The following is a 20,881-nucleotide window of genomic DNA, read 5'->3' as shown; positions in this document are numbered from 1 at the left end:
GTCCTAACCACTCTCACTGCACTTGCAGCACAACCAATGCGAAGCGGTGCCCAACCTCCCACAGATAACCTGATCGGAGGGGGTTTGGGGGAAGCGGGTCGTCCCCCAATGGGGGTTCGGGGGCATCCCCCGATGCTCGGCCTCCCAATGCTGACCTACCCAGCCCCCTTCATCTCCGCAACCTCAGCCCCAATCGCTTCCAAATCCACTCCAAACCGTCGTGCGATCGCCTCCATCACCTCCGCCTCCGATGGAGACACCTCCCCATCATGGCTCTCAGCAATTCGCCGACACTGCGCCAACAACGGCACCGCAAAATCTTGATTCAGTTGATCGAGCAACGCACCCAACGGTTGCGGCGATTGAATATCGGTCGCGATCGCCTCCATCGACCGTTCATTCAACTGCAACGCCTGCAACTCAGGCATAATATCCTCCCACGTTTTCTGAGGATAACTAGCCAAAACCATATGCACCAAAATCTGATCCATCAGCACCTGCTGAGAAGCCGCCACCTCTAAATACTTTTCGCTTTCCTGCTTAATCTCCGCCAGCGTTTCCGGTGCAGGCACCGCCGTTGAGGCAGACTGCTTCGCCTCATAAAAACGACAAGCCGCATAGCCCAACGAATACAGCATCGTTGCATTCGAACCAGCGCCAATCATGGCTCCCGCCACCGGAACATTGCGTAAAAAGACTAACCCCGCCTTCATTGCCGAGCGGCCACCCAACGCCAACCCAAAAATGCCTAAAACTTCACCCTTGCGCGCCGGATCAGCCAGATCCATGCCGTAGGCCGCCGCAATCTGATACACCATTTCAGTCTGCAACGCCGTCGTTGCCGCCAAGTCTACCGCTAACAGAGCCGTCGCAAACCCCGGTAACATGCTGCTCACCAGCCCCATACCACCCGCTTGCACGGCCTTCTGCACCATAATGCGATGGGCAACCTGCCGTGGCGACTCGGTGGGATACTTTTGCTGCAACTTGCGAACCGCTGTTTCCGCCTTCTCTAAATCGACGCGATCGCTAATTCCAGCAATCCAATCCAGCTTTAGCACCCCCGAGACTGCCTTCGCCACCGGATTGCGTGAAACATAGGTGACTGCGTGCCCCGCTCCCTTCGTCGTTTGCTCCAGCAGTTGATAAATTTGCTTTACCGCTGATTCTCCCATCGACGTGGCAATGCCTGCGATCGCCTGACCTGCATGAATCGCTGTGTTGCTCAGCGCCCCACCCACTGCCGCCGCCGTATCGACCGCCGCCTTTCCCGACTGCGACGCATTGTGCGTCACGATCTCGCCCAGTTCAGACGTGGTTTTAAGGACTATTTTTCCCGTCTCGGAGGCCGTGTGCCCCACTGTTTCGCCCACACCTGCCGCCGTATCCAACGCGGCCTTACCCGTTTTAAACGCCGTGTCTCCCATTACCGTTCCAAGGCTGTTGCCCATCTCAAGTATCGACTGTAGCGGGTTCGAGTCTGGTGCTGGGTGGCTCTGCTCTACTACAGGCTCTACTACAGGAGGTGCAGGAGGACGGTTGCGATCGCCCACTTCTGGCTCCGTAGACGATGGGCTGGCCGGATGCACCTCAGCCGTCGAGTCCAACGGGTTGGGTGGCTCAGAGGAATTAGATGCAGGATGTTGCTGGTTGCTCATACTTTCTCCATTGGACGGTCATCCGCCTAAAACAATGAACTGAACCTATCGGCAGCCAATCGGCTTACACTCAATCACCACATGGGGAATCCATTATTCGCTTAGTGTAGGATTGATTCGGCAAGGCTGCCTCAACCTTGGGAATGGCTTCTGTGCGGTTTGTCAATAGTTTTGGTTAAGTGCTCCAGCCTCACAATTCCTCAGATTTGACATCAGCCAGCACCCTAGACCAGTTAAACTGATGAAACTGGTTTGTAACGTTTGGTCTCATTATTCACGCTGGTGCGGCATGGCAACGTTTTTGTTAGAGGTTGGCACAGAAGAACTGCCTGCAAGCTTCATTGATAGTGCGCTGGAACAATGGCGATCGCGCATTGCGGCGAGCCTTGCCGAGCAACTGCTAACGCCAGACTCGGTGGAACTGTATGCCACCCCCCGACGGTTAGCGGTTCTGGTGCATGGCTTGCCGTTGCGTCAACCCGATCGAGAAGAAGACTTCAAAGGCCCTGCTGCTCAGGCCGCATTCAAAGACGGTAAGCCAACCAAGGCCGCAGAAGGGTTTGCCCGTTCTAAAAAAGCGTCAGTAGAGGCGTTAGAAATTCGTCAAACTGAAAAAGGCGAATTTGTATTTCTGCGACAGGCGATTCCTGGACGAGCGGCAGCAGAGATTCTAGTTGACCTAATTCCCGACTGGATCAAAGGACTAGAAGGAAAGCGGTTTATGCGTTGGGGCGATGGCGATCTGCGCTTTCCCCGTCCCATTCGCTGGCTCGTAACGCTTTTGGATAACGACGTGTTACCCGTAACGCTGATCAACGGCTCGGAACGCTGCGAGAGCGGACGAACCACCCAGGGGCATCGCGTCCTGCATCCTGAACCGATCGCTATTCCAACCGCATCTGCCTATCTGGATGCCCTGCAAACCGCCCAAATTGAAGTGGATTGCGATCGCCGCCAGGCTCACATTCGGGCACAGGTTGAAGCGGCAGCTCAAGCGGTAGGGGGGTATGCCTCTGTCTCGGCTACCCTGTTGCAGGAAGTAACCAACCTGGTGGAGTCCGTCAGCATCGTTGTTGGCAAGTTCGATCCTGGCTTCCTGGAACTGCCTCCAGAAGTGATCATCACCGAGATGGAAAGCCATCAGCGCTATTTTCCGGTGTTAGAGGCACAGAGTTCTACTGACTTATTGCCCTACTTCATCACGGCATCGAATGGTGATCCAGCCAAAACAGACATCATCGCCGCTGGCAACGAGCGGGTGATTCGGGCGCGGCTCTCAGACGGTAAATTTTTCTACGATGCCGACCGGAAACTGCCGCTGGAGGGGTACCTGCCGCGACTGGAAACGGTCACTTTTCAAGAAGATTTGGGATCGGTACGCGATAAGGTCAACCGTCTGAGCCAGATTGCCGATCGCCTTGCCGACCAGCTTCAAGTGAGTGAGGGCGATCGCCAGGCCATTCAACGCGCTGCGCTCCTCTGTAAAGCCGATCTAGTAACACAAATGGTGGGTGAATTCCCAGAACTCCAGGGCGTGATGGGACAAAAATATGCCCACAGCAGCGGCGAATCCTCTGCTGTGGCAACCGCAATTTTTGAACATTACCTGCCGCGTGGAGCGGGCGATCAGTTGCCTCAATCGCTTCCGGGGCAGGTGGTTGGGCTGGCCGATCGCCTTGATACCCTGATCGGCATTTTTAGCCTGGGTATGCTGCCCACAGGCTCATCCGATCCCTTTGCCCTGCGTCGTGCGGCGAACGCTGTTGTCAACATCACCTGGGCTGCGAACCTACCGCTGAATCTGCATCAGTTGCTCGAACAGGTTGTGTCAGACGGGATGGTGCAGTCGAGTAAGACAACCCCTGTGGCAACGTTGCTAGAACAGCTCAAGGATTTCTTCCTCCAGCGTATTCGAACCCTGTTACAGGAAGAACACCAGATTGATTACGACCTGGTCAACGCTGTATTGGGCGAAAACGATCGCGAATACGCTGAACGAGCCTTGCGCGATTTGCTGGATGTGCGCGATCGCGCCCTCTTTTTGCAGTCCATCCGGCGCAATGGCGTGCTTGAGTCTATCTACGAGACGGTCAACCGAGCCTCGCGGCTTGCGGCTCAGGGGAATTTGGATACCGTGCAGCTTGATTCCCAGGCCGTGGTAAATGTTTCCCTGTTCCAGCAACCGTCAGAACAGGATTTCTATAATGCCTTGGTAGAGCTAGCACCCCAAACTAAAACCGCCCAAACTGAGCGGGATTATCACACGCTGGTGGAGGCGTTGGCGCAAATTGCCCCAATCGTCAGCGGCTTTTTTGACGGCCCCCAAAGCGTTTTAGTAATGGATTCCGATCCGGCTATTCGGCAAAATCGGCTTAACCTGCTGGGAGTGCTGCGAAATAACGCTCGGATTCTGGCCGATTTTGGGGCGATCGTGAAGCAATAAGGGTATGAAGCACGCCTTTGTGATTGGATTAGGGAAATCAGGGATTGCGGCTGCCAACTTATTAAAATGTGACGATTGGCAGGTCACGATTAGCGATCGCAATGCTTCAGACGCATTGCACGGCATTCAACAGGAACTCAAGGCCGCTGGCATTGAGGTGAAACTGGGGCATTCGTTCGAGCCAGATCGGGCGACCATGCAGCGCGTGGTGGTGAGTCCGGGGGTGCCGTGGGATTTACCTGCCCTGGTTCAGGCCAGAGAGCAGGGCATCGAAACCCTGGGAGAAATGGAACTGGCGTGGCGATCGCTCCAATCCTATCCCTGGGTCGGCATTACGGGCACCAATGGCAAAACAACCACGACCGCTTTAATTGCAGCCATCTTCCAGGCGGCAGGGTTGAACGCTCCGGCCTGTGGCAATATCGGCTATGCCGCCTGTGACCTGGCGATTCAAACGCTCTACTCCCCGCCTGCTGCCACGCCAAAACTCCAAGCCTTAGACTGGGTGATTGCAGAACTGAGCAGTTATCAAATCGAAGCCTCTGCGTCGATCGCGCCTAAAATTGCTGTCTGGACGACCTTCACTCCCGACCACCTGAACCGCCACAAAACCCTGGAGAACTACTACGCGATCAAGGCTCGGTTGTTAGATCAGGCTGAAGCGCAAGTTTTAAATGGGGATGACCCTTATCTGCGCCAAACGGCAGCCGATCGCTGGCGTGATGCTTGCTGGACGAGTGTAACGGGCAAAGCCAACTTGCTGGGCAACCCTGAGCGGGGCGTTTATATCGAAGACGATTGGGTCATGACTCAAACTGAACCGATTGTACCGGTGAGCGCCCTGCGTATGGTTGGTTCCCACAATCGCCAGAACTTGTTGATGGCCGTGGCAGCGGCGCGCCTTGCTGGAATTGAACGAGAGGCGATCGCCCAGGCTATTGCTGCTTTTCCAGGGGTGCCGCACCGTTTAGAACACATCTGCACCTGGCAGGGGATTGACTTTATCAACGACAGCAAAGCGACCAATTACGATGCCGCGCAGGTTGGTTTAGCATCGGTGGCAGCGCCCGTGATCTTGATTGCCGGAGGAGAAGCCAAGGCCGGAGACGATACGGGCTGGCTGGTGACGATTGCAGCCAGAGCAGCGGCAGTCTTGCTGATTGGTACGGCGGCTCCTGCCTTTGCCCAGCGCCTGAAGGCCAGCACCCGTTCTACCGTTGAAATCGTTGAAACTATGGAACGTGCTGTTCCCAGAGCCGCTGAGCTGGCAAAACAGTATGCTGCTAAGGCGGTTCTTTTATCGCCTGCCTGTGCCAGTTTTGACCAATATCAAAACTTCGAGCAGCGGGGCGACCATTTTCGGCAGCTCTGTCATCAGGTTCTAGAACGTTAAACGCGTGGCAGCAGGAAGCCTGTTCAAGGAAATATAAACCGCTTGTTGCTGTAACTTGTTCAAAGAATCGTGATGCCTGTGTATCAATCACCGCAGAGCGGGAAGACTTACGGTTGAGCGTTGTCGTACTGCTCAAGGGTATTAGGACAGCGCGTTCTGGGGTTAGCAATGTTCACTTGCAGAGGAACGGTAAGATGCGTAGCGTTAGAAGTTGGTTAAGCATATCGATAGGGCTACTGCTCGGTTTGGGAAATAGTGCCGCGATCGCTCTACCTGGCCAAACAACAGAGGAAGTCGCTGCCTGGATTCAAGGCCACCCAACCCTCCGCCCGGCCAGCGGTGAAACCCTGCTGGTGCGAAAGAGCGATACCCCAGCTCGCCGATTTACCTTTCAGGCGCTAACCACTTCTCCAGGGCGGGCAACCCCCGAGCGCACATTGGGTATGATTCGCAGCGAGCAAATTTCTCTGTTTGACCTGACGAACGGGGTCAGCCGCAATCGCCTGGAAGAAACTCTGCGGGTCATTTACGGTTCTGAGATCTATCAGGACTATGAGCAGGCGGAGATCATTTACGTGTATCCCGCAAACGCTACAGAGGGAACAGCGCCACCCATCAATTCATCATCAACGACCGCTCTGCACGGCGAAATTCGACAAGGCGCTCGGTTTGCCTATTGGGTTGAGACGGCACACGGTCGTGAAGGGCTGGCTCGTGTTGGGCAGATTAGCGTCTTTGCCACTGCCGATGTTGAAAAACTGGAAGTGGAATTACGGGGGCGATGAACCGCACCGATCGGTTATCTGTTTAGGGGTAAACAGCATTCATGCACCGATTCAATCTCTAACCGTCCTCTGTTCCCGCAAAAATGCGTTTAACGGCGATCGCAATTCGCCCTAAATCTTCATTCAACAATGGCGGCCAGATGACTCCATTCCGTTGACCCATATCGAACAGTAGGCGGCTGTCTGTTGCTAGCAGATGCAGGGCATAAACCAGGCCACGGTCTAGGGTCTCAGCACCGCGCAGCGCTTCAAACACTACCTTTAGAGCCAACAACATCGAGGTCACCTGCCCTGGCACAGGTGGCTGAGATTGTCGCAGCCGGATTAAGAACGTATCGGCACCAGGCTCGACGGTTTTGGCTTGATCAATCAGAAATTGGCGAGCAGTTTGATAATCCATAGGCTGATTCTCAAAAGCAAGTTTGAAGATTTTGTATGCTACTACACCGCGCTTTAGGGATTCAAACCTCTGTTGAGTGGAGTAGGCGAACCGGGCTGAATCCGAAGCCTGATTAGCCTGAATAGAATGTGCTTTTTGTAACTCAGTACTGAGTTGATCCGTTTATACGGATACCCATATGTATCATTAACAGGGCTTTTAGCAGCATTCAACGGGCGATCGCCGCCTTCCTTTATACACTCTTTACCCGGCACCCCTATTCAAACTGACCGACAATCAACCATAACTGAATTATTAGCCCTCCTTATAACCGTCCTGAATCTCCCCTAAATCGAATCGTTTGTAGCGAGTTACTAAAGGCGAATCCACTTATTTTTTCTTTGCTGACTTCTAGAGCTATGAATACCCCTGTCAACGTTATTCCATTTGTTGATCTTAAATTTCAGCACCAACCCATTCAGCTTAAGTTAGAACAAGCCATCCACACTGTGATTCAGCAGGGAGATTATGTTTTAGGGCAAGCATTGTCTGAGTTTGAACAATCCTTTGCAACGGCTTGCGGTGTTTCCCACGGCGTCGGCGTTGCCTGCGGTACCGATGCGATCGCTCTGGGTTTGCAAGCCTGCGGTATTGGTGCAGGCGATGAAGTGATTCTGCCAGCCAATACGTTTGTGGCTACGTTAATCGGCGTGTTGCGATCGGGAGCTACTCCGGTCTTCGTTGATTGCGATCCGGATACGGCCTTAATCGATTTGAATGCTGCTGAAAGGGCAATTACTGGCAAAACGCGAGCTATTCTTCCAGTGCATCTGTATGGTCAAATGGTTTCTCCCCATCATCTGCTGGACTTGGCAACCAACTATGGCTTGCTGATATTTGAAGATGCGGCACAGGCTCATCTTGCTCAACGGGACGGATACCGTGCCGGTTCTGTTGGAACAGCAGCAGCATTTAGCTTTTATCCCAGCAAGAATTTGGGCGCGTTTGGAGATGGTGGCCTTTTAGCAACGAACGAAGCAATTATTTCTGAGACGATGCGATCGCTGCGTAATTATGGTGCGCCTCGCAAGTACTATCATACCGATTGCGGCATCAACAGCCGATTAGACACCCTTCAGGCGGCTGTGTTGAACGTAAAACTGCCTTATTTAATGGCCTGGAATCGCGATCGCTACCACATTGCCCAACAGTACGATCGCTTGCTCAAACCGCTCGAACCGTTTGGCATTGTCCCCATTCAAAATCACAGTGGTGATGGCCATGTCTACCACCTGTATGTGGTTCGCGTTACCGCAGACTGCTTAATCGGTCGAGACGAACTGCAAACTGAATTAGCCGCAGCAAGTATTCAAACGGGAATTCACTATCCGATTCCCTGCCATCTTCAACCGGCATTTCAGCAAATGGGCTACCATGCCGGAGATTTTCCCCATGCGGAAACCCTTTGTCAGGAAGTTTTGTCGCTACCCATGTATCCCGGTCTAAGCGAGGCTCACATTGCTTATGTGGTCTCTACCATTGAAACGCTTCTTGGCTCGTCCATTCCGTCTATAGCAGACGTTCCAGTGTCTTGTAGTTCTCTCGTTGTGGGCTAAGTTGATGCATTTTAAGGGCAAACGATTGAGGAAGTTGGGGTATCACCTGCCAGAGGTCGCCGTAATTGGCTTGCTGCTGCTGGCCTATGGGCCTTTACTGGTGCATTGGTATGATGGCTGGCTCAATAAAACCATCAGCACTGAACACGAGTACTTTAGTCATGGGGTGATCGGCCTGCCGTTTGCTGCTTACCTGGCCTGGGAAAAACGCCGCCAATGGCAAGCACTGCCCCCTGTTTCCCATTTGCTGGGGTTAGGACTGCTGCTGCTAGGGGTGGTTGGGTATCTCAGCGGATTATCTAACGTCGTCAATTTGTCGTTACCCGTTGTTTTAGCTGGGGTCTGTCTGTGGTTCAAGGGAACCGCAGGACTGCGCCTGTATGCTTTTCCGTGGTTTCTGGTGGCTTTGGCCACTCCAACCGAGCTTCCCTACCTGATCGCTCCTTACACGTTGCCCCTCCAGCGTTTCATTGCCGGAACCGCAGGTTTTCTGCTAGTTCAGTTTGGCATGGATGTTCGGGTTGATCAGATTTATCTGTATGTCAATGAACGAATCGTGGAAGTTGCGCCTTACTGTGCCGGACTCAAGATGCTCTTCACTAGTCTGTATGTTGGCCTGATGTTGCTGTATTGGACTGGAGCCTGGTGCTCTCGGTCTAAAACAATCCTATTTATTGGGGGCATTGTTGCAACTAGCGTCAGTGCCAATATCGTTCGTAACACACTGCTGACCTTCTTTCATGGGGCTGGTCACGAGCAAGCCTTTGCCTGGCTGCACGAAGGGTGGGGAGGAGATTTATACTCAGCCTGTATGTTGGGCATTCTGATTGTGTTGCTGCAAGGAATTGAACATCTGCTGTCGGCATCACTAGAGTTAGATCCAGACGACAGAGTTGAACCAACGTGCTAGGTGTTCCACCAGAAGTCTATGGCGCTGCCGCTTGGAATGTATCAGTACAAGTGGCTCCGGCTATTTTCCAAGCCGCGCTTAGCTCTTTGGACAGACCAAAAAAGGGGTGAATGCAGCCCATTTGCTACTCTTAAAACATCCTGCAAAAATTGGCATCCGCAACACGCTATCCCCACAGATCATCCGTTAAGCTATGTTCTCTTTCTCTCAATCGTCTCGACGAGCACGACTGTTCAGCCTGCTGACGGCTCTATTTGTGCTGGCGATCGCTGCTAGTAGTGCCATCCCTAACTACTTCACGGCGGGCTGGTCATGGAACCATCCGTCTCCAGTACCCAACATTAAACAGCTTGAGTCGATACAACAACGGGGGCTGAAGCTGCCGGGCTGGCAAACCTTGACGCAGCAAGTGGCTGAAATCGGCGGACATAAGTGGTCTGTTCAGGCGATCGCACCGGAATCGCCAGCCGACAACACTACACTGTCCCGATCGCCAATCGTTGTGCTGTTGCGCCCTCAAACCTGGTATCGTGACCAACCCCAGATTGACTGGATGGATATTAACGGAACGCAACAATGGACAGCGGACAGTCACCGTCGGCTGCGTTTCTCAGTAACGACCACAGATTCTAGCGGCAGTCCACAGCCGCCAACACAGGTTGAGGCACGATTTCTGCGAGGTTGGAACACGCAGCAAACCTATGCTGTTGTGCAATGGTACGCTTGGACAAACGGCGGTCATTCTGCACCGAGCCGTTGGTTTTGGGTGGATCAGGTGACTCAATGGCGCGATCGCCACCGAATGCCCTGGGTTGCGGTCAGTGTTTTAATTCCGATCAAGCCGTTGGGCGATATTGAAGAATCGCGATCGCTAGCTGAAACCCTATCACAAACAGTACAGTCATCTTTGATGGTTGGTGCGCTTAAACCCGATCGCCAGTTATAACTGCCGTCGGCCTATCACCACTCCTTTGAGTTCTCAAAATGTCGGATCATTCAATATCATCCCTGAATAGTGTGATGTTACGAGAACTAATGTTTGGTATTGATAGCTGAACTCACGTTTTCTCTCCCCCATGCCCCAAGTTCCCCGTCCTCGTTTCTATCGCTTCAGCCTACTGACCCTAACGGGCGGTTATTTCATTAGTTCGGTCTTCCCGCTAGCAATTGTGGTTGGAGCTGTTGCCGCCTACTCTCCTGCACCTGTGCTGGGGCAAACGCCCCCCAATGCCGCTCCGCCGTCCGATCGCCCAACCAGCCGCGAGCTTTTAGAACAGGCCAGACAGCGTTTGATTAATCGAGGGGAGCTGTCTGTACCGCCACAGGAACCCAACTCAATTCCGATTCCTGTGCAAAGTCCACCTCCAGACAATGCCGCGTTTGATTCCTATCGGCTAGGGCCAGGAGACGGTATCTTTGTCAACGTTTTTCGCTTCCCAGACCTCAGCTTTCAAGGAACGGTAGATTTGCAGGGAAATATTGTTGTGCCGCTTGCTGGCGTATTGTCTCTGGATGGATTAACCGTTTCTCAAGCCCAAGAACGAATTCAAACGGCGTTCGATCGCTATGTGGTCAATCCCCAGGTTGAAATTACACTAGTGGCTCAACGACCCGTTGAAGTCACGGTCATTGGTGAAGTGTCACGACCAGGATTCTATCCGTTACTTGCGCCTCAACTGACTACTGCTTTGTTTAGTGCGGGTGGTACTACGAGGCTGGCAGATATGCGGAACGTGCTGATTCGTCGAACCCTAACCGACGGGGCTGTGATTGAGCGAAATATCGATTTCTATACCCCTTTACAAAACCTGAGCGCTGTTCCAGACGTTCGTCTAGAGGATGGAGACACGATTATTGTGCCAGCCTTAACCTCTGAAACCAGTGGGGATTACGATCGCAACCTGATTGCCAATTCAACGCTAGCTCAGCCTGTGATCAATGTTCGAGTGCTCAACTACGCTGCTAACGCTGGCACAAGAGGTCGAGGTGGACAATTGGGTATTATTCAATTACCCAACGGCAGTCGGTTTGTGGATGCGTTAGTATCCATTGCTCCAGATGTCAGCAATGCCAACTTGAGTTCGATCGCCCTGATTCGATTTGATGTTGATCAAGGAAAGGCGGTGAGCCAGCAAATCGATGGACGCGATGCCATTCGGGGAGATTCATCCCAAAATCCTTTACTTGAGCATAACGATGTAGTGGTAATTGGGCGAAGTTTTGTCAGCCGAATTACGTATGCACTCAGCACTTTTACGCAACCCTTTCGAGATGTGTTAGGTTTTCTGCTGTTCTTTGATACGTTAAGAGACAGCGCCGATAATCTTTTTGGTCCAACCGACGACTGATGCAAGCCCTGCCATTCCCTGAATGTTGTCATGCTGCTTTGATGGTTGATCTATACGGTTTTAAATTTCTTTATAGCTATGGCTCCACCCTTTGTTAAGCGTTATCTCGTAGCCCTCGATCGCCACAAGTGGGCTGGCTTCGCAGGTTTTATTGTAGTACTGGGGCTGTCCGGGGTCGCAGCACTGCAACCAGCCCCTCCTGCGAGCTATGCTTCTGAGGGAAAGTTGGCCTATAGCTTGCCTCCGGTGACCTTGTCCCAGACCGGAACAGCCTTACAGCAGCAAGGACAATCGCTCACTCAAGAGATGCTGTTGTCGGATTATGTAATTAGAACCGTTGCCCAGAATCTAGAGGTTCGTGCGATTGACGTGAACCCGGATGCGCTGCGTCGAAACACTGACGTTTCCATTTCAACAGCGCGAGCAAGGGACAACCAGCCGCAGCAATCTGAAATTACTGTAACCTACCAGGACTCCGATCCTGAAACGGCAGAGACAGTAACCCTGCTGCTTCTAGATGCGATGGTTGAGCAGAGCCGCCTATTCAACACACAGCAAATTTCTAGCATTGTTGATAATCTTAACCAGCTGTTGCCAAAGGTGACGCGGGAGTTAAGAGAAGCAGAACGTAGCCTGGAGCAATATACCCGTCAAGAAGGGCCAGCGATTCAGGCGGCAGAAGATGGCAATTTAGTTCGTTCGATTACAGGTACTCGTGAGCAACAGCGCCAGGTTCGCTTGAGTCTTTCAGGAATTGATGCTCAAATTCGCAGCTTACAGCAGCGACTAGGGTTAGATCCGTCCCAAGCATACGCCTCATCGGCGTTGAGTGCTGATCCAATCATCGCCAATTTGCGAACGCAGATTTACCAGACGGAGGCTCAGGCGGCAATTTTGTCGCAGGATTTACGCCCTGAACATCCAACGATGGTGCAGTTGCAGAATCAGCAGCGTGCCTATGAACGTTTGTTGCAAAGTCGGGTGGGAGAAGTGATTGGTGGTAACCAGGGTGCTGCTCCTCTACCGGAAATGAACCGAATTCGCCAGGAAAGTAGTTTAGATCCGGCTCGGCAGCAGTTGGCGAATACGCTGGTCAATTTAGAAACGCAGAGAGACACGCTGCAACAGCAGCTTGTCGACTTGACTCAATCGGAGCAAGAATTGCGGCAAGAATATTCAGGATTACCAGACAAACAGCTAGAGCGATCGCGCCTGGAACAGCAAGTTGTCCTGAAGCGCGCCTTTTATGACCAGGTTCAGGCTCGAATTGCCGACGTGACGCTAGCCCAAGAAGAAACAGTGGGTAGTTTGGTCACCGTCCAGCCCCCCAGAACGGAACTGGCTACCGAACCAGGCACCAGCAGCATTGTCATTTTGGCGGTTGGGGGATTTAGTAGGGCTGCTCGTTGGCGGCGGATTGGTACTGCTGCTAGATTCACTGGATGCGACCTTCCATACCCTGCCCGATTTGCAAGTGGCACTGCGGCAGCAAGAAGTCCCTGTTTTTGGTCTATTGCCCCTGATGCCGCTTCCGGATGAGATAGATGATTTGCCGCTGGTTACGGACGCAGACTCTTTGTATATCGAACCCTACGAACGCTTTCGCGGCAATTTGAAGCGGGCAACTGGAACGAAGTCGTTGCGGGTGGTGTTGCTCACGAGTACGATGAACGGAGAAGGCAAGACCATTAGTGCTTACAACCTGGCGATCGCATCAGCCAAGGCAGGTAAACGCACACTGCTCATTGAAGCAGATTTGCGATCGCCATCTCAGGCGCATACGCTTAAAGTAACGCCCGATCCAGCAGGTGCGATCGAACCACTGCGCTACTACGGTCATCTGAGTGACTGTATTCGCCTTGTGCCTGAGATTGAAAATTTGTATATCCTGCCAAGTCCTGGAGTTCAGCGGCAAGCTGCCGCCATTTTAGAATCAACTGAAATGCGGCACTTACTAGAAGATGCTCGTGGTCGGTTTGATCTAGTCATTCTTGATACACCAGCCTTAAACCGCTACAACGACGCATTGTTACTAGAGCCACACACAGATGGGTTAGTCCTGGTTACTCGACCGGGATATACCGAAGAAGGGCTACTTAACGAGGCCGTTGAGCAATTTATGGAGTCTGAAGACATTCAGTTTTTAGGAGCCGTGATCAACGGAGCCGATATTCCGCTGCAATCTTACGATCTAGACGAAGACAGTCAATTTATCGTTGAAGATCTCGATAATCGCCCCGATCTCGAAAAGATCAGCATGAGTTGACAGACCACGATTTCGACCGAGTGTTTCAACCAAATTATTTCGACTAAAACAAAGAAGTGGATGAAATGATTCACCCACTTCTCTATAGCAAGCAGTAGCAGCTAACGTTTAGCTTGAGGGATCAAACTTCAACCGCAGAGCCAGCAACGCTTATCTAAACTGTTTAGACATCCTGTTCACTTAGTTCACGAGTCATGTAGTCAAAAGGCTGATCGAGAAAATCTGTAACCTCGATCCCCGCAGCGGCAACCTCTCGTTTCACAATGTCCTTCATCAGTTGAATACCACGCACAGTGGGGCCGATGGGAACACCAAGCGAATTGTAAGTCTCGCGTAAGCCTTGAAGCACCCGCTCATCTAAAACATCCATACTGCCAGCCACCAAGGCATAGCTGGCATATCGCAAGTAATAGTCCATATCGCGCAAACAGGCTGCATATCGGCGCGTGGTGTAAGCATTGCCGCCAGGACGAATTAGCTCAGGATTTTCCTCAAATAAGCTTGACCCTGCTTGCCTGACAATGGCAGCAGCATCTGAATTAATGACCCCTGCCGCTTTCACTCGTGCTAAGCCCGAATCAAAGTAGGATTTCAGAGTGTCGAGGGCGTTCCGGTCTAGGTACCGACCTGTGATGTCGTAATTCTGAATCAGGCTCGTCACCGCATCCCGCATGAAAACAGTCTCCCAATGATTCCTATAAGCCGTTTTTTATGGTTTGGTTCACACAGAATCACTCAGAGCTAGCTTAATGAACTGAACATCTGAGGAACCTGTCGCTAGATTACTAAAACCAGATGAGTTGATTGACTAACTAGTTGATTGACTAACTATGAGGTATCAACCAAAAGGCTTTAGCAAACGCTTTAGAGAAAGTCTACCACGCTAGGTTTGGCATGTTTGAGCAGACATCAGGCCAGATCCCCGTTTTGGGTATTAAGTTTTATGTGCTGAGAGTGGCTGGGTTGACGCAGCATGGCTAAACGATGGCTGTTTAAATCCCTTAGCAACAGCCGAGTTTTGCAAAATACAGCCACAGAATTCGCCGGACAACTACAGTTTTGTATTCCTTGATACAAACCGTCACCATCCCTGTTTCTAGGATGATTCAGGTGTGGCAAAGCTCATCGCTTAGCGAGCATTCATTCTTGAGCAAAGCTAATTCTGATACGGATTACAGCAACGATGGGGGAGATACTGACCGTTAGCACATTGATATTGATTTGGCGCAATTGATTGGGCGCAGTCAGACCTATACGTTTTAGTCCTAAAAGCATAAGTGGCTCTGTATCTAGGTTTTGCCTTTCTACCTTGACCTGATTAATCCCTTATAAGGGTTTGATTCGGCCAACTTGATCACTATCGTAAAATCCCTCTCTCTTCCAGATTTGAGATAGCCCAGAAGCTAAGGAGTAATTCATGGCACAAACCCCACAAGACGTCTTGAGCATGATCAAAGATCAAGACATCAAGATGATCGATCTGAAATTTATTGACATGCCGGGTATCTGGCAGCACTTGACACTATTTCACGATCAGATTGACGAAAGCAGCTTCACAGAAGGTGTACCGTTCGATGGCTCCAGTATTCGCGGATGGAAAGCCATTAACGAATCAGACATGTCAATGGTGCTTGATCCAACAACCGCTTGGATTGATCCCTTCATGAAAGAGCCAACCCTGAGCGTTATTTGCAGCATTCAAGAACCCCGCACGGGTGAACCCTATGCCCGTTGCCCTCGGGTGATTGCCCAGAAAGCGGTAGATTACTTGATTTCTACCGGGCTTGGCGATACCGCTTTCGTGGGGCCAGAAGCTGAATTCTTTATCTTTGATGATGTTCGCTTTGACCAGACTCAGAACACCAGCTTCTATTATGTGGATTCCGTTGAGGGTCGCTGGAACTCTGGCAAAGAGGAAGTAGGCGGCAACCTGGGTTACAAACCTCGCTATAAGGAGGGGTATTTTCCGGTTGCACCCACTGACACATCGCAGGATATGCGAACTGAGATGCTGTTAACGATGGCGGCCTGTGGTGTTCCGATTGAGAAACACCACCATGAAGTTGCCACTGGCGGACAATGCGAATTGGGTTTCCGCTTTGCACCGCTAGTGAAAGCGGCTGATTACTTGATGACCTACAAATATTGCATCAAGAATGTTGCCAGACGCTACGGCAAGACAGTAACGTTTATGCCGAAGCCGCTCTTCAACGACAACGGATCTGGAATGCATACCCATCAATCTATTTGGAAGGATGGGCAACCCCTGTTTGCTGGAGATGGCTATGCTGGCTTAAGCCAGATGGCACTGCACTACATCGGTGGCATTTTGAAGCATGCTCCGGCGCTATTGGCCTTCACTAATCCAACCACGAATTCCTATAAGCGCCTGGTGCCCGGGTTTGAGGCTCCGGTAAACCTGGCTTACTCTCAAGGTAATCGTTCTGCTTCTGTGAGAATTCCTCTCTCTGGTACCAATCCAAAGGCAAAGCGGTTGGAGTTCCGTTGTCCTGATGCAACATCTAATCCTTATCTGGCGTTTGCTGCGATGCTTTGTGCTGGGTTAGACGGTATCAAAAACCAGATTGATCCCGGCGCATCTCTGGATGTGGATATTTATGACCTCAGCCCGGAGGAATTGGCTAAGATTCCTTCAACCCCTGGCTCTCTGCTGGATGCGTTGAAGTGTCTGGAAGCCGACCATGAGTTCCTGCTCGCTGGTGGCGTGTTTACGGAAGACTTCATTACGAACTGGATCGAATACAAGCTCGACAATGAGGTGAACCCCATGCGGCTACGTCCTCATCCCTATGAGTTTGCGCTCTACTACGACTGCTAGTGCTTAGGACTAGCAGGTCGGTGATTTAGACCAAAGTGCCAGACATCTGGATGTAGAGAGAGGTGGGTTAGCGCTGGTGCTGGCCCACCTTAGTTTAATGGGTTAGGTTGGATGATTGATGGCGATAGAGGGCGGCGGCTTGGATAGTAACCGAGCTGCCGCCCTCTGTTTAACCGTATCGTCGAACTCGATCGCAGCCAAGTGCTGCACCGCTGATGACGAACTGTGGATTTGAGAATATAATTGATAAAATTTTATTTTGAAGTGTAAACTGGCGCTCTTTAGATTCGCTTTACAGTTTAAGTTAAGACACATTCAGCTAGTACTGTGGCGCTACAGACCTCGCTTTGTTAGATTGATATCCCACCATTGTTGGCTCGATCGCGTTTCTCTCTAAGGACTGAGTTGATCCCCAGCAATCTAAGCTTTTGAGTAGGTTTTCACCCATCAAAATTTCAGTTACGTTGCATCATATTGCGCTTGTTGGCTTGAATCGGTTGTCCTGCAAGCTGCATTGTGAGCTAACAAAGAGCTGACAAAGAAACGAATTGGTTGTTGCAACGTCATCAAGTGATGAGCGTTCGAGAAGCTGAGTTTTAAGCAGCACAAGATATCTTTCAGAGCTGTTGTCCATTGCAGACCTGCTCATCCGTCTGCAAAACCTCTAAACGCGAATTGAGCGAAAATATCCAGCCACTGCTACATCAGTTTTGCGATTCCCTTGTTTTCATTCACAGGGCAGCTTTTTTATGACTTCTTCTCAAAATCTAGAATCTGTGGCACTTTCTACAGCAGATTCATCTGTCTCTGAACCCTTGCATTCTATTGAACCGATGTTGGAAACAGTAGCGATCCCCGATGGTATGCCTGTTGCTGAGTCCAGGACAAACGATCCCCTAGAAACTGCTGTTGGTGTTTATGTGACGGTGCATGGCCACTTCTATCAGCCGCCCCGTGAGAATCCTTACTTAAATGCGATCGAGCGTCAACCCAGTGCAGCTCCCTTCCATGACTGGAATGAGCGGATTCACCATGAATGCTACCGTCCCAATGCCTTCGCGCGAATTATGAACGATCGCGGCGAACTGGTGGGGATCGTCAATAACTTTGAGTACATGAGCTTCAACATTGGCCCGACGCTGATGAGCTGGCTAGAGCAGCACGATGTGGAAGCGTATCAGCGAATTTTGGAAGCCGATCGCCATAGCTGTGAGCGGTTAAATGGGCATGGAAATGCGATCGCCCAGGTCTACAACCATATCATCATGCCGCTCGCGAATGAGCGCGACAAATACACGCAGATTCGCTGGGGTAAAGCCGACTTCAAAGCCCGGTTTGGGCGCGATCCCGAGGGGATGTGGTTAGCAGAAACAGCCGTAGATTACGCCACGCTGAAGGTGCTGGTTGAAGAAGGGATCGCGTTCATTGTTTTAGCGCCCTCCCAGGCGCAACGGTGCCGTCCGCTGCCGACCCATCACGAGGCCGATTCTGAATGGGTTGAGGTGGGGGGCAGCCAGATTGATCCCAACCAGCCCTATCGCTGTTATTTACCAGAAGGCGATCGCAGCACTGATTATATTGATATCTTTTTCTACGATGGGCCGATCTCGCGCGATATGGGATTTAACGACGTCCTGAGCAGTTCCCAGCATTTTGCAGGGCGTGTTGGGCAAGCTATTCGCGGGGATCATCGTCCGTCACAATTGATTTCGGCTGCCACCGATGGTGAGACATTTGGGCACCACAAAAAGGGATGCGAAAAAACCCTGGCCTATGCTTTGGTGGGTGAGTTTCCCAATCGCGGCTGGACTGTGACGAATTTTGCCCACTATCTCAGCCTGAGTCCACCGAGTTGGGAAGTTGAACTAAAACCAGTGACCGCCTGGAGCTGTTCTCATGGAGTTAATCGATGGCAAGACGATTGCGGTTGTGGTGGGGGTGGTGTGTGGAACCAGAAGTGGCGCCGACCCTTACGAGATTGCTTGAACTGGTTACGGGATCAGCTGATTACCGTTTATGAAGAATCGGGTAAAAAGTTCTTTAGCGATCCCTGGCAAGCGCGCGATGCTTATGTGCAGGTGATCCTCGATCGCAGCCCTGCTAATGTTAATCGATTTTTAGCCCGGCACCAGTCGCACAAGCTGACCTCGGCGGAACGCATTGACGCATTACGTCTGCTCGAAATGCAGCGTCACGCGTTGTTGATGTATACCAGTTGCGGCTGGTTTTTTGAAGAAGTCTCCCGTCCAGAGGGCGTGCAACTGTTGCGTTATGCGGCTCATGCGATCGAATTGGCAGGGGATGTTGCAGGGGTGCAGTTAGAGAAAGCTTTTATCAGGCGGCTGGCCTCCATTCCTAGCAATGTCGAGTGTTTCCAGACTGGGGCAGAGGTGTATCGCCAGCTCGTAGCACCCTCCCAGGTGAGCCTGAAACAGGTCGCGGCGCATTATGCGATCGGGTCTCTGTTTATGACGTATACCCGAGAGCAGCGAATTTATTGCTACTCCGCGCATCAAGCCGACTATCAGTTACAGCGGATTGGATCGCTGACTCTAGCCGTTGGGCAAATTCAGCTCACGTCTGAAATCACACGGGAAAGTGCCAATCTGGTGTTTGCCGTATTACACCTGGGTGGATGGGATTTTCACTGCTGTATTCAGCCATTTGTGGGACGACGCGCCTATAGCCAGGTGAAAGACACTCTGTTTGACGCGTTGAAACAGGCCAGTTCTGCTCAAACCATTCTGGCAATGAACCGCATTTTTGGGGATCAGTCCTATGACCTGCGATCGCTGTGTGCTGAAGAGCAGCATCGCATCATGCGATTGCTCAGTCAGGAGACGTTGACGCGACTCGATCAGCTTTACACTCAGGTTTACCGCGACAACTACGGTGTGCTAGTTGCCTTCCAGCAAGACGAGCTAGACGTACCGCAGGAGTTACAGGTGGCGGCTGAGGTGGCAATTAGCCACCGCGCAACGGTCTCGCTGCAAGCGCTAGAGCGGGAAACCAGTGATTTTCCACCCAGCAGTTTAGAACTGTGTTTCAGTTATTTGTCGGAACTGGAGGCGATCGCGGCTGAAGCCAACCATTTGCGTTGCCATCTCAAGGTTCCGCAAGCTAAGCAAACTCTGGAACGGTTAGTGTTGCGATCGCTCTGGCATTTAATCTACGCCTATGATGCCAACACCGCCAAAGCCGATATTGAGTGGTTAGAGAGGCTGATCGAACTGGGGCATCATCTTCGAGTTGGTCTATCGCTCGATCGCGCCCAGGAACTTTACTTTAAGAGTTTGCACAGTCAAATCCTGCCCCAACTGGCAGTTTGGCAAACCAGCAACAGCGCTGATTGGCACACCACCGCAGCCGACGCACCGCCAGGAACAGAACCCAACTGGAATTTGCTTCAATTGCGCCAACTTCTGGCGTTAGGGCAACAGTTAGCGGTAGATGTCAGTCCGTGGTTAAATGCCCTGCCCTAAATCGCATAGTTGCAGCCGTCCGTTCCTTCTACGTATAAATCTATGATCCCGATGGTGTGGCTAGTGTCTGCATTATTGTGTGGTATGGTCGGCTGCACCCTTCCTATGGCAACGGAATTAAACGAGCGATCGCCTGCTCAAGTGCAAGCCAGTCTCCCGGTTGTTATTAGCACCGGAGATGGCGACACACTGAGGATTCGGGATCAGGAACAGACGATCACCGTTCGTCTGGCCTGTATTGATGCACCCGAAATCGCGCAAGTTCCCTGGGGAGAACAGGCCGCCAGCAGGCTCAACGAACTACTGCCGCCGGGACAGGTGGTTCAGATGCGGGTTGCCGATCGCGACCAGTATGGTCGGTTGGTGGCCGAGCTATTTGTGAACCATGCCTCAATTAACCTGAAGCTGGTTGAAGAAGGACAGGCAGTGGTGTATCGCGAGTATTTAGACCGCTGTGCCGATACTCGTAACCAATACCTGCAAGCAGAGGCACAAGCACAGCAGCGACAGACAGGGTTTTGGCAACAAGCCAGTCCGCTTATGCCGTGGGAATTTCGTCAAGGACAAAACAACCAGCCTGAGCCGCCTTCATCGACTGACGATGATGCGATCGCAGATTTTCCAGCCTGCGTGAATACCGACTGTGACTGCCAGGATTTCAGGACGCAGGCAGAGGCTCAGGCTGTGCTAACCGCGTTTCCGGGCGATCCCCATCGGCTAGATGGCGATCTTGATGGCGTTGCCTGCGAACGGTTGCCGTAG

15 protein-coding genes are annotated in these 20,881 nt (G+C 51.8%); 12 read left to right on the top strand and 3 right to left on the bottom strand.

Annotation, left to right across the window (positions count from 1 at the left end):
- Positions 1–155 precede the first annotated feature (155 nt).
- Complete coding sequence (locus IQ268_RS22845; RefSeq protein ID WP_193884066.1) at positions 156–1,658, bottom strand: EcsC family protein; 1,503 nt, start codon at positions 1,656–1,658, stop codon at positions 156–158.
- 289 nt (positions 1,659–1,947) lie between these two features.
- Here IQ268_RS22845 and glyS point away from each other — a divergent pair, with 289 nt between their 5' ends.
- The 3 genes from glyS to IQ268_RS22830 all read left to right on the top strand — a co-directional run bounded on the left by glyS (position 1,948) and on the right by IQ268_RS22830 (position 6,279).
- Entirely contained in the window at positions 1,948–4,101 is a 2,154-nt protein-coding gene (gene glyS, locus IQ268_RS22840) for a glycine--tRNA ligase subunit beta (protein ID WP_193884064.1), read from the top strand.
- 4 nt (positions 4,102–4,105) lie between these two features.
- Positions 4,106–5,494: a UDP-N-acetylmuramoyl-L-alanine--D-glutamate ligase gene (gene murD / locus IQ268_RS22835; RefSeq protein WP_193884062.1), complete on the top strand. Its 1,389-nt coding sequence runs from the start codon at positions 4,106–4,108 to the stop codon at positions 5,492–5,494.
- 194 nt (positions 5,495–5,688) lie between these two features.
- Positions 5,689–6,279, top strand: coding sequence for a hypothetical protein (locus IQ268_RS22830; RefSeq protein WP_193884060.1), 591 nt, complete (start codon positions 5,689–5,691; stop codon positions 6,277–6,279).
- Positions 6,280–6,337: 58 nt separating this feature from the next.
- On the opposite strand, the gene IQ268_RS22825 is transcribed toward IQ268_RS22830, so the two are convergent.
- Entirely contained in the window at positions 6,338–6,679 is a 342-nt protein-coding gene (locus IQ268_RS22825; protein WP_193884058.1) for a Dethiobiotin synthetase, read from the bottom strand.
- 398 nt (positions 6,680–7,077) lie between these two features.
- Between IQ268_RS22825 and IQ268_RS22820 the strand changes: the two genes are divergently transcribed.
- From IQ268_RS22820 to IQ268_RS22795, 6 genes are all read left to right on the top strand, one after another.
- A complete protein-coding gene (locus IQ268_RS22820) occupies positions 7,078–8,274 on the top strand; it encodes a DegT/DnrJ/EryC1/StrS aminotransferase family protein (protein WP_193884057.1) in 1,197 nt (398 codons plus the stop codon).
- A 4-nt stretch (positions 8,275–8,278) separates the two neighbouring features.
- Positions 8,279–9,184 (top strand): cyanoexosortase B, encoded by a 906-nt coding sequence (gene crtB / locus IQ268_RS22815; protein ID WP_193884056.1) that lies wholly within the window; start codon positions 8,279–8,281, stop codon positions 9,182–9,184.
- 193 nt (positions 9,185–9,377) lie between these two features.
- Positions 9,378–10,130: a cyanoexosortase B system-associated protein gene (locus IQ268_RS22810; protein WP_193884055.1), complete on the top strand. Its 753-nt coding sequence runs from the start codon at positions 9,378–9,380 to the stop codon at positions 10,128–10,130.
- Positions 10,131–10,260: 130 nt separating this feature from the next.
- Positions 10,261–11,532 carry a polysaccharide biosynthesis/export family protein gene (locus tag IQ268_RS22805; RefSeq protein WP_193884054.1) on the top strand — a complete coding sequence of 424 codons (1,272 nt, stop codon included), beginning with the start codon at positions 10,261–10,263 and terminating at the stop codon, positions 11,530–11,532.
- A gap of 78 nt (positions 11,533–11,610) precedes the next feature.
- Complete coding sequence (locus IQ268_RS22800) at positions 11,611–13,071, top strand: hypothetical protein (protein ID WP_193884053.1); 1,461 nt, start codon at positions 11,611–11,613, stop codon at positions 13,069–13,071.
- Positions 13,055–13,798 (top strand): CpsD/CapB family tyrosine-protein kinase, encoded by a 744-nt coding sequence (locus IQ268_RS22795; RefSeq protein ID WP_193884052.1) that lies wholly within the window; start codon positions 13,055–13,057, stop codon positions 13,796–13,798. The genes IQ268_RS22800 and IQ268_RS22795 overlap by 17 nt, the downstream gene beginning before the upstream one ends.
- 163 nt (positions 13,799–13,961) lie before the next feature.
- Here the strand turns inward: IQ268_RS22795 and apcB are convergent, their stop codons facing one another.
- Positions 13,962–14,471 (bottom strand): allophycocyanin subunit beta, encoded by a 510-nt coding sequence (apcB, locus tag IQ268_RS22790; protein ID WP_193884050.1) that lies wholly within the window; start codon positions 14,469–14,471, stop codon positions 13,962–13,964.
- A 744-nt stretch (positions 14,472–15,215) separates the two neighbouring features.
- Here apcB and glnA point away from each other — a divergent pair.
- The 3 genes from glnA (at position 15,216) to IQ268_RS22775 (ending at position 20,881) form a co-directional block, all read left to right on the top strand.
- Positions 15,216–16,637 carry a type I glutamate--ammonia ligase gene (gene glnA, locus IQ268_RS22785; RefSeq protein ID WP_193884048.1) on the top strand — a complete coding sequence of 474 codons (1,422 nt, stop codon included), beginning with the start codon at positions 15,216–15,218 and terminating at the stop codon, positions 16,635–16,637.
- Between the two features lie 833 nt (positions 16,638–17,470).
- Entirely contained in the window at positions 17,471–20,119 is a 2,649-nt protein-coding gene (locus tag IQ268_RS22780; protein WP_193884070.1) for a DUF3536 domain-containing protein, read from the top strand.
- Between the two features lie 105 nt (positions 20,120–20,224).
- Complete coding sequence (locus tag IQ268_RS22775) at positions 20,225–20,881, top strand: thermonuclease family protein (protein ID WP_228035643.1); 657 nt, start codon at positions 20,225–20,227, stop codon at positions 20,879–20,881.

The organism is Oculatella sp. LEGE 06141 (assembly GCF_015207605.1).
Lineage (GTDB): Bacteria > Cyanobacteriota > Cyanobacteriia > Elainellales > Elainellaceae > Oculatella.
The sequence above is the reverse complement of the archived record's forward strand: the minus strand, read 5'-3'. Positions and strand labels throughout refer to the sequence as shown.